Origin of the sequence: Lentisphaera araneosa HTCC2155, from assembly GCF_000170755.1 — a bacterium.
Classification (GTDB): Bacteria; Verrucomicrobiota; Lentisphaeria; order Lentisphaerales; family Lentisphaeraceae; genus Lentisphaera; species Lentisphaera araneosa.
Genome location: NZ_ABCK01000052.1, coordinates 1 through 10,598, shown reverse-complemented (window position 1 = coordinate 10,598; position 10,598 = coordinate 1). Strand labels below are relative to the sequence as shown.

The following is a 10,598-nucleotide window of genomic DNA, read 5'->3' as shown; positions in this document are numbered from 1 at the left end:
ATGTGGGCTTAAGTGATGATCAAACACCTTTTTTTACCATGAAAGAAGTGCTCGGTGAAGACATGGATAAAGTATTGGAAAAAGATTATGTGCTTGCCAATATGATTGATGTTTTTATTAAAATTTGTGAAGGCGTCAACTACGCGCACTCACTAGGCATCGTTCATCTCGACTTAAAACCCGAGAATGTGCGCATTGGTCATTTTGGGGAAGTGGTCGTTTGTGATTGGGGCATTGCTGAACTGGGAGGAGAACTGGGCCAAGAGGGCGAATCTTTTTTAGATAAAGATTTAAGTAAAGTCCTCAAATACATTCGCAAGGGAAGGGGAGAAGAAATTAAGGGCACACCTGGATACATTGCTCCCGAGCGCTTTGAAAAACAAGCTCCCCATAGTTCAAATGATATCTATTCCTTAGCGGCAATCCTCTATGAAATTCTTACGGCGCAACGGCCCGTGCAAGTTCGTTCAGTAAAGGAACGTCGAATTACTTGTCCCGATAAGTTAGGCTCGAGTTTTCTTCCCCCCAGTTTGGTAGCCATCTGTAATAAGGGCTTGTCGCCTCAGCCAGAAGAGCGTTATTTAACGACGCTCGAATTTCTCGAAGATTTAAGGCTGTATGTACGAGGTTACGCCACTGCGGCAGAAGATGCTTCGCCCCTACGTGTGCTCAAACTTTTGTATTTACGCAACAAGGGCTTCTTTCACTTACTTTTGACTTCAATCACACTATTTACCGTGATGGTCGTCATTTTTATTATCAATATTGAGGAGAGTCGTCGCTTAGCAATTCAAGAAAAAGAGAAAGCAGTCGCTGCTCGCGATGAAATTAAGTTGCTCAATAATGATCTGCAAGAAAAGGAAATCGCTCGGCAAAAGCTACTCAAATTAGAATCCAAACGGCAGTTGATGATCGCCTACAATAGATTGGCCAAGCAACAGTTCCTTGCGATGAATAATGCTTTTGCTGTGTCCAAGCAATTTGATCCAGAGAACTCAGGCGTGCTTTATTTTCAAGGGCGACAAAATTTGGCTGAAATGAAATGGCAAGAGGCGATTGCGGCCTTCGCAAAAATGAAGCATGCCAAGGCAGTAACTTTAGTTGAAACGATCAAAGATTTAGATACGCTCGCGCTACTTGAACACATGGATGAACTCGTCAGCCATTTGGATTATCCCTTTAGTGAGTATTTTTTACTTAACTTAATGAATAAGGACTTGAGTTTAGAAGAAAAAATTCAGGCTTATCGCTGGTATTTGAAAATTCAAAATCGCGGCTTAGCTCACCTCCCGAAAGTAACTGTCAAACCACTTGAAGATGGCACGGAAGTTATCCTAGAAAATGAACGAGGAGTGAAAAATCCGGGGCCGATTTATTTATTAAAACCGATAAAAGTGAGTTTAAAAAATAGTGGGATTATCTACCCCGAGAGCCTCAATCAATGCGATTTGTTAGAAGAATTATCACTTAGTCAAACGGGGGTGCTTGGAGCCGGTAACTTAGAAATCAAAACTTTGAAAAAACTCGATATAAGTCTGACGAGTAGCAATGATTCCTATCAATTTTCAGGTATGCCTGAGCTCGAAGAAATCAATATAGCCAACACACGGATCAAAAACCTAAAGGGCTTTGCGGGGCTCGAAAAGCTCAAACTTTTAAAGCTGGATGCGAGTCAAGAAAAGGCCGTCAAAACGGATTTACCTGAGCTGAGGTATAAAATAAAATGATTTTTTTGCAAAAATTTGTCAGTTCCCATTTTTACTTGCGTAATAAAAAGTATGAACCTATACTTTAATTAAGACCAAAGAGGCCCGCAATGAAAAAGTTTACACTCTTAGAACTCCTTGTCGTAGTGGCGATTATAGGGATATTGACATCGATGCTACTGCCAGCTTTAGGCAAGGCAAGACTCTCAGCTCAGAAAAGTGTTTGCGTCAGTAACATGAAGCAAATTGGCACTAGCATGTATATCTACGGAGATGATAATGATAGTCACGTGGTGACGGCAGCGGTGAGTGGTAGCATTACTTATTCTAAGCAATTGAGTGAAGACTATGGCATGAGTGATGCAATTTTTTCTTGTGCACAAGATAAAATAGAAAGATCGAATGATAGAAAGACGCGCAGTTACTCGATGAATACGGGGACTTCGATCACCTTCGAAGGTACATCTACGCCAAAAGATGATAGTGACTGTAATGGTGTGACTCGCATGGCGACTTATAATACAGTGAGCTATAGCGAAATTGCCTCAGATACACTACTTTTAACTGAGCTGTGGGAAAGCATTAATTATGCTCATGGATGGTCGCGAGCCGATATGACTTGGTCTTACTGGAATTACATGAGTGATTGGACTGAACGTTTGGATGCCTTTCATTTTGGGCGCCCCAATTATTTACTGATTGATGGCAGTGTCAAAAATCGCGTTCATAGCACGTATAATCAAGGAATGTTTACCCGCTTTGCCAATGACTAATCAAATTTTGAATACTTTAAGTTGAGCCTGTCCAAGACGGGCTTTTTTTATTAAAAATGGAAACAAATATGAAAATAATTTATGTCTTTTTAGTGTTGCTCACGACTCAATTGACTGCTAGCGACTATAAAACTTTGTACAATCTTTCTTATTACGACAAGCTTGAAAAAGATGCGTATATCCAAGAGCGCTGTGTATTGGACCTTTATTATCCTACTAAAGAAAAAAACTTTTCGACTATCGTTTGGTTTCATGGAGGTGGATTAACTGCCGGTAAAAAGAAGGTTCCTGAAGGGCTTTTGAAACAAGGCATGGCAGTGGTTGCGGTGAATTATCGTTTGAGTCCGAAAGTGAAAGTGCGCCAGTGTATAGAAGATGCCGCTTCAGCAGTGGCTTGGACTTTCAAAAACATTGAAAAGCTCGGTGGCGCGAAAGATAAAATATTTTTATCGGGCCATTCAGCAGGGGGCTATTTAGTGGGCATGGTGGGCTTAGATAAAAGTTATTTAGAAAAACATCAAATTAATGCGGATGAGATAGCAGGACTCATTCCTTTTAGTGGACACACCATAACGCATTTTACGGCGCGCAAGGAGATGGGGATTTCTGGTAAACAACCGCTCATCGATGATTTGGCACCACTTTATCACGTACGTAAAGAAGCTCCTCCCTTGCTCTTAATTACGGGCGATCGCGAATTGGAAATGTTAGGTAGGTATGAGGAGAATGCTTATATGTATCGCATGATGAAAGTTGTGGGGCATAAAGAGACGAAGATTTTGGAGTTGGATGGCTATGGCCATGGCATGGTGGAACCGGCGATTCCCTTGTTAATTAAGGAAGTTCGAGCGCGTTCTAAAGACAAAAAATGATTTTTTTGAAGGTTTTTTGTCAGTTCTGATTTTTCTTTGCGTAATCAATATCAGACGGTGAAAAAACGATTTGTTTCGCCGAGCAAATAATTAACTCAAAGGAAAAAAATGAAGTTTTTAATCTTACTTATTTCAATGTCATTCAGTCTCATGGGCCAAGTGGACTTAGCGCCTTATAAAAAAGCTAAACACACCGTGGTCAAGACCTTGGCAAAAAACTCAAATGTCTATAAACTCAGCGAAGACTTAGCCATTGCCAAGCATAAAGAGGCTCTCTCCTTATGGGATACAGTCGCCAAAAATGACGCGCACTTCAAAATGATGTATTCTCAGTGGAAAGATCTCAGAGGGAATAAAGACCCGCAAGTTTTGAAGCGCTTTTACCTGATTGATAACGAATTGGAATACTACATCTTGAGTACGGTGAAAAATGATTCCCGTTACACAGAAGTTTATGAGAAGTGGGCTAGCTCTCAAGCGCAGCTCAACGAATTTCGCTTAGAGAATGTCAAGAAAGCAGATCGCGAAATTCTAGCCGAAGCTTATGATGTGATGGCACAATTCCGCAACAGACAAAGCTCTATAGAAATTTAAACAAGAGACCCCTTATGCGTTACCTATATATTTTAATCGCCTTTTGGCTTTGCCAAGCTTGTCAACAAAAGCAAGTGCAGGAAGCCACTGCCCAGCCTAAAAAAGCCGAGCCCATCAAAATTTTGAGTACTCAAGAACTTTTAGACTTGCCAATGACGGATAAAAAAACCTTGGTAGCGCACTTTATGACTGGAGATATTGATTATGATTTTGGGGCTCGTCCGGGCGGTTTGAGTCGCAATAAATCTTGGTATGCTCGAAATGGTGAATTCGCAAAATTTGGAGGCCTTAACCAAGTGGCTCCCATGGATATGTTTTTGTTTAAACGCGGGGAGCGCAGTTTAGAGCAAGTTGTGGAGCAGGAATTGCGCGCAGCTCATGTGGCTGGCTTGGAAGCTTTTCATTTTTATTACCCCGAGGTCATTCACCAGGGCTTCATGAAAAATTATAACGAAGTAGTGGCGACTTTTTTTAAAGTGGCAGCGGAACATTACCCCGACTTCAAATTCACCCTCTGTTTATCCAATGCTAATGAAGGGACACAAAGCGAGAAGATTGACCGTTGGTCCGGTTCGATTCGCAGTTTGTTTCAGAAGGTGGAGGGCTATGATTCATGGCTGAAAACTCCCGATGGTCGCGTTATTTTTTATCTTTGGAATAACGATGCTCTTGCGGATACAATGGAACATCAACCCTGGTTAATAGATCGTTTTCCCGAACGTATTGCGGAGGTCGCAAAAGCCCATGATGACTTGGCGATAAAGATTGGTGTGAAAGCTGCTTTCATGTATGATTTACGCTTTCCTGCCAATCACAATTTAACGAAAAAGGTTTTGGAACATTTTCCTGGTGTGTGGTCTTGGACCGATAACACAAAGCATCTCGATGACTTTCGAAAAATCAAGCTTTTATGCGATCAGCAAAAGCGCGACTTCTGCCTCACAGTTTATCCCGATTATTATACCAGTAAGCTCTATTGGAAAGATCGTTCCAAAGGTCACGGCATGTTGCACTACTATGAGCTTAAACAAGCGCAGATACATGAAGTGGAACGCCATTACCAAAATTGTGGACTCTCGGCTTTGTACCGAAAGCTCTTTGACTTTGCCATTGAGCAAGACTTACAGTGGATCAGCTTGGCCACTTGGAATGACTTCCCTGAGGGGCATCACATTGCTCCAGAGCTCAATCACAATTTCGCCCCCATGGTGCTGATGGATTTTTATCGCAATGAATGGCGGAAAAGTGGCCGAAAAATAGAGGAATCACTCTCAGTTTTTTATAAAAAATATACCCATGATGTTCAAGCAAAGTATAATATTAAAGTTTATACCAAAAAGAGTATGGGACCAGAGGTTTTAGAGGATTATATCGAAGTCGTCAGTATTTTGCAAAAGCCTGGAGACATTTTCATCAACGGGACTTTTGTGGCCAGGGTACAAGCAGGTTTGCAAAGTACCAAAATCCCCTCGGGAATTGGTCAAGTGAATGTCCAAGTTAAACGTCAAGGAGAAGTGGTGTTGAAGCTGATACCACCTCAGAAAATTACCGACCAAGCCTTTCGGACTGATCGTCTTACTTATATGTACTCGACTCGTTTTAGTGAGTACTTTACAAAAATTTATGGTGAACAGCTAAGTGAACCTCAAATCAATGATTTTGTCTTAGAATAAAACGGTTTATATCGCAGTATTTTATACTTAGCGAAGGACTCTTCTTTAAGAAGGGTCCTTTTTTATGCCTAAGTTATTTGCAATTACTTAAATTAACTATTACTATACTAGTATACTTTAATTACTAAAAAGGGTCTAGTATGAGTTTTTTGCTAAAAAGTGAATGCGAATTACAAGAAAAAATAGCACAAATGAGCCTGAGAGAAAAAATCGGGCAAATGAACCAACTCATCGTCAGTCATGCGGATATTGAAGAGAAAATCAAAAATTCTGATGTGGGTTCAGTTATTATCATCAATGATGAAGATATCGAACGTAGTATCCAGCAAAAACAGCTTGCGGCAAAGTATACAGATATTCCCTTGCTTGTGAGCACAGATGTCATTCATGGTTATAAAACGATCTATCCCATTCCCTTAGCTTGCTCATCGACTTGGAATCCTGAGCTCATTAAACAAGTGGCCTATCATTCAGCTCAAGAGTCTGCGGCGGATTCAACAGATTGGATTTTTGCTCCCATGGTAGATGTCTCGCGTGATTTGCGTTGGGGACGAATTGCGGAGTCCGCAGGAGAAGACACACATTTAAATACAGTATTTTCCCGTGCCTGGGTTGAAGGTATTCAAGAGTCGGGTTCGATCGCAGCTTGCGTGAAACACTTCGCTGCTTATGGGGCGGCAGAAGGAGGGCGTGATTACAATAGTGCTCAAGTATCGGAGCGCATTTTACGAGAAGTTTACTTGCCACCTTTTAAAGAAGCTATTAATGCGGGCTGCAAAACAATTATGATGGCTTTCCAAGATCTCAATGGAATTCCGGCCTCCATTCATCCTTTGCTCTATAAGATTTTGCGCGAAGAATGGAAATTCGATGGAGTGATTATCAGCGACTATAACGCCATTCTTGAGTTGCTAGATCATGGTGTTGCCGAGGATTTGAAAGAGGCTGCGTACTTGGCAATTCAAGCAGGCATTGACGTGGATATGATGTCCAATGCCTACAGTTTACACTTGGCAGACTTAGTTCAAGAAGGTCGTGTCGATGAAAAATTAATCGATGCTTCAGTCATGCGAATTTTACAGTTAAAGCAAGAACTCATGGCAGATCAAGTTCATACAAGAGTAAAAGAAGAGGGAAATACAGCTCTACAGACAGCTCTGGAATCGGCTGTTTTACTTAAAAATGAATCATCACTTTTGCCCATGAAATCCGACCCCGAATCTATTGCTCTTTTAGGCGAATTAGCTGATGATAGTGCAAGTCTTTTAGGGACTTGGAGTTTTTTAGGTGAACCGGAAAAGACTGATTCCATACATCAGGTTTTAAGTCAGCGATTTGCGAAAAGCGCAGTGATTTATAACGATGGCAAAGACTTGAAGAAAGCCAGCGAAATTGCCAAGCAATGTGAAAAAGTTATTGTGGTGATTGGCGAACAAGCTTCTATGAGTGGAGAAGCCCATTCCAGGAGTCATCCAGCTATACCTCAAGAGCAGATTGAACTACTCAAAGCCTTGAAGGCATTAGATGTGGAAGTGATTGCCGTCGTTTTGAGTGGTCGCCCTTTAATTTTGACCGAAGCCGAAGCCTTATGCGATACCATACTTTTAGCTTGGCATGGGGGAACTTATGCAGGGCAGGCTATTGCCGAGATTTTACTTGGAGAATTTAACCCCAGTGGTCGTCTAACATGTAGCTTTCCTCGTTCGGTTGGCCAAGTGCCCTTAAATTATAATCATCGCAATACGGGACGCCCCGTTTTGGGAGAGGGCATCACCCAGTTTGCCGAAGCATATAAATCAAATTATATCGATGAAACTAACGAAGCGCTATACCCCTTTGGCTTTGGTCTTTCCTATTCACAGCTTGAGTACAAAGACTTAAAAGTTTTAAACCCCACACTAAAAAAAGCACAGTCCTTACAAGTGCAAATCACTGTAACTAACCTCAGTGATCGTGATTGCTTCGAAACTGTCCAACTTTATATCCGTGATTTAGTAGCTCAAACGGCTCGTCCCGTAAAAGAATTAAAAGCCTTCAAAAAGCTATTGCTAAAAGCAGGCGAGAGTCGACTTGTGGAGATCTCCCTTCCCAGTGATGAACTCGGTTACTATAACTGGAATAACGATTACCAAGTTGACTCAGGTCTCTTTGATCTTTGGGTGGGCCCGAATTGCAAAGCAGAGGCATCTGCGCAGTTTAGATTAGAGGATTAAAGATGAGTTTTTCAAAAGATTTTCTATGGGGAGCCGCCACGGCAGCCTATCAAATTGAAGGTGCCTATAAAGAGGCGGGCAAAGGCGAATCCATTTGGGATATGTTTTGTCGCAAAGAGGGTGCCATCAAAGAAGGTCATGATGGCAAGAAGGCCTGTGATCACTACAATCGCATTGATGAAGATATTGCTTTGATGAAAAGCCTTGGCATCAAGGCTTATCGTCTTTCTTTGAGCTGGCCACGGATTTTACCCAATGGAGTAGGTGAAGTAAACCATGCAGGATTGGATTTTTATAGCGATTTAATCGATAAATTAATCGCCGCTGGAATTGAACCCATTATCACTCTCTACCACTGGGATTTGCCAAAAACTCTCTTTATGAAGGGCGGTTGGCTCAATCGTAATATTGCCGAAGACTTTGCGAATTACGCAAAAATTTGTGTGGAGGCATTTGCGGATCGCGTCGAAAAGTGGATCACCCTCAATGAACCCCAATGCTTTGTCTTTTTGGGACATTCGGCAGGAGTTCATGCACCAGGCTTAGAACTCCCCTTAAAAGAATGTTTACAAGCCGGGCACCATGCCCTACTAGCTCATGGCAAAGCAGCCATCGCTATGCGTGAAGTATCGCATAAAATTAAAATTGCTTGTGCCCCCATGGGACTCTTTAAATTGCCAGCATCAGAAAACTCAGAAGATATTGAAGCGGCTCGTAAGGCCTCATTTCACGTGGATGGCGATCATGGTTTTTGGACTTCTTGGTGGTACGACCCTATTTACTTGGGTCATTATCCCCAGCAGGGCTGGAAAGAGTTTGGCGATAATGTTCCGCAAGTAGAAGAGGGTGATATGGAAATTATTTCTAGTGAAATGGATTTTCTTGCAACGAATTTCTACATGGGCGATGAAGTCAAAGCTGAAGGTGACTCTTGGGTCTTAAGTCCCGAAGATCCATCCATTGCTAAAACTGCTTTTGATTGGAAAGTGACCCCATCGTTACTTTATTGGGGACCTCGTTTTTTATACGAACGCTATGGTAAAGAAATTATGATTACCGAAAATGGTTTTTCTCAACATGACGTGATTGCTGAAGATGGTGCAGTACATGATCAAAACCGCATTCTCTACACCAAGCAGTACCTCAGTCACTTGCAAAGAGCTGTGGAGGAAAATGTTCCCGTCACAGGCTACATGCATTGGTCTTTGATGGATAATTTTGAATGGGGCGAAGGCTATACTCAACGTTTTGGTCTGACCTACATCAATTATGAAACGGGTGAGCGCACAATTAAGGATTCGGGTTATTGGTACCGTGACCTAATTGACTCCAATGGAGCACTTTTAAAAGAAGCTGAACTCGCTCTCGTTTAAGTTCCAGTTCTGGAGCGCTTTTACTTATTTAGTTGTTCTCAAAAGCATCCTAGCTTGGCAGTAAAATTTAGTTTTATCTTAAAATCATCTATATTAGTATAATTTTAGAATAGAACACTTGAAAATCCAGTATAGTACTAGTATACTTTAATAATAAAAATCAGGATAGTTATGAAAGATAAAATTTTCGCGTGTGTACTTATGTTTTTCTCAACACTTAGTTCGGCCAACCCGCTGCAATCAATTATTGATCAAGTGGAACTTAAAAAAGGTGAGATCCCCAATAAGCCCTCTAAAGTTGAACTGAAGAAAAATGCCGAAGGCACTTGGCGTATTTATATCAACGATAAAGAAACGCCTATTCAAGGGGCAGGTGGTGTTATTCAGCCCGGTATGCTCGAGCAATTTAAACTTGCAGGAGGGAATTTCACCCGTACTTGGGGGATTGGGACTCTCGAAGATAAAGTGGCCGGAGGTGAGCGTTACATTGATCGTGCATGGCGTTTGGGAATTCATGTGGTTCCTGGACTTTGGATTGGGCATGAGCGTCATCATTTTGACTATAACGATCCTGAACAACTCAAGAAGCAACGCGAGCACGTGCGTCAATCTGTACGTAAATGGAAAAATCATCCTGCGATTGCGATGTGGGGCTTGGGAAATGAGATGGAAGATCCCGTTAAACAAAATCCCAACCCAGCGGTGATTAAAGAGCTCGAAATTTTAGCTCAAATTATTAAAGAAGAAGATCCCCACCACCCAGTGATGACTGTGATCGCGGGTTCTGGTGCAGGTAAAGTCAAAAGCATTATGCAGCACTACCCAAGTATTGACGTTCTAGGTGTGAATGCCTATGGTTCAGCGGCTGGAACAGGTGAAGCACTGAAAGCTCATGCTTGGAGCAAGCCTTTTGCAGTGACGGAATTTGGCGTAATGGGTTTTTGGGAAGTTCCAAAAACTTCCTGGGGAGCGCCCATAGAACCCAATAGTACCGATAAATCAAAAACTTATTATTCTTCGCACAAACTCGTCTGCGATATTAACGAAGGAAAAGAAATGTGCTTGGGGACTTTCGCTTTCCTATGGGGTTGGAAACAAGAAAAAACCTCTACTTGGTTTGGCATGTGTTTACCGACAATGGAAAAGCTTCCACAAGTGGATGCCATGGTAAAGGCTTGGACTGGTGAATGGCCCGAAAATCGCTGCCCAAATATCATGAAGATCTCAGCAGATTTTGACCAAAAAGTCATTGAAGGCGATCGTTTGTACGTTGCCCGAGTCGATGCCATTGACCGCAATGGAGATGACCTGACTTATGATTGGCTCGTTGTGGAAGAAAGCCTTGTTGTAAGTGTGGGCGGGGATCCAGAAGATCCACCTCCTTCGTACCCAAA

Annotated in this window: 8 protein-coding genes; all 8 read left to right on the top strand. The window is 42.0% G+C overall.

The annotated features are described in order from the left end of the window. The coding region (locus tag LNTAR_RS24165; protein ID WP_238527800.1) for a serine/threonine protein kinase at positions 1–1,727 on the top strand (1,727 nt) is incomplete at its 5' end. Positions 1,728–1,816: 89 nt separating this feature from the next. Beyond that, the gene (locus LNTAR_RS24160) at positions 1,817–2,479 is read left to right on the top strand and encodes a type II secretion system protein (protein ID WP_007281406.1); all 663 of its coding nucleotides are present in this window, start codon (positions 1,817–1,819) and stop codon (positions 2,477–2,479) included. A gap of 68 nt (positions 2,480–2,547) precedes the next feature. Next, the gene (locus LNTAR_RS24155; protein WP_007281405.1) at positions 2,548–3,351 is read left to right on the top strand and encodes an alpha/beta hydrolase; all 804 of its coding nucleotides are present in this window, start codon (positions 2,548–2,550) and stop codon (positions 3,349–3,351) included. 108 nt (positions 3,352–3,459) lie between these two features. After that, complete coding sequence (locus LNTAR_RS24150; RefSeq protein WP_007281404.1) at positions 3,460–3,945, top strand: hypothetical protein; 486 nt, start codon at positions 3,460–3,462, stop codon at positions 3,943–3,945. A 14-nt stretch (positions 3,946–3,959) separates the two neighbouring features. Next, positions 3,960–5,618, top strand: coding sequence for an endo-1,3-alpha-glucanase family glycosylhydrolase (locus LNTAR_RS24145; RefSeq protein WP_007281403.1), 1,659 nt, complete (start codon positions 3,960–3,962; stop codon positions 5,616–5,618). Positions 5,619–5,758: 140 nt separating this feature from the next. Further along, positions 5,759–7,831 carry a glycoside hydrolase family 3 N-terminal domain-containing protein gene (locus tag LNTAR_RS24140; protein ID WP_007281402.1) on the top strand — a complete coding sequence of 691 codons (2,073 nt, stop codon included), beginning with the start codon at positions 5,759–5,761 and terminating at the stop codon, positions 7,829–7,831. Positions 7,832–7,833: 2 nt separating this feature from the next. Beyond that, positions 7,834–9,204, top strand: coding sequence for a GH1 family beta-glucosidase (locus LNTAR_RS24135; protein ID WP_007281401.1), 1,371 nt, complete (start codon positions 7,834–7,836; stop codon positions 9,202–9,204). A 171-nt stretch (positions 9,205–9,375) separates the two neighbouring features. After that, positions 9,376–10,598: glycoside hydrolase family 2 TIM barrel-domain containing protein (locus LNTAR_RS24130; protein ID WP_007281400.1), on the top strand; the 1,223-nt coding region annotated here is incomplete at its 3' end.

What these genes read in the sequence shown, in the direction of transcription:
- LNTAR_RS24160 (WP_007281406.1), top strand. Translation starts at nt 1,817, where the DNA reads ATGAAAAAGTTTACACTCTTAGAACTCCTTGTCGTAGTGGCGATTATA.
- LNTAR_RS24155 (WP_007281405.1), top strand. Translation starts at nt 2,548, where the DNA reads ATGAAAATAATTTATGTCTTTTTAGTGTTGCTCACGACTCAATTGACT.
- LNTAR_RS24150 (WP_007281404.1), top strand. Translation starts at nt 3,460, where the DNA reads ATGAAGTTTTTAATCTTACTTATTTCAATGTCATTCAGTCTCATGGGC.
- LNTAR_RS24145 (WP_007281403.1), top strand. Translation starts at nt 3,960, where the DNA reads ATGCGTTACCTATATATTTTAATCGCCTTTTGGCTTTGCCAAGCTTGT.
- LNTAR_RS24140 (WP_007281402.1), top strand. Translation starts at nt 5,759, where the DNA reads ATGAGTTTTTTGCTAAAAAGTGAATGCGAATTACAAGAAAAAATAGCA.
- LNTAR_RS24135 (WP_007281401.1), top strand. Translation starts at nt 7,834, where the DNA reads ATGAGTTTTTCAAAAGATTTTCTATGGGGAGCCGCCACGGCAGCCTAT.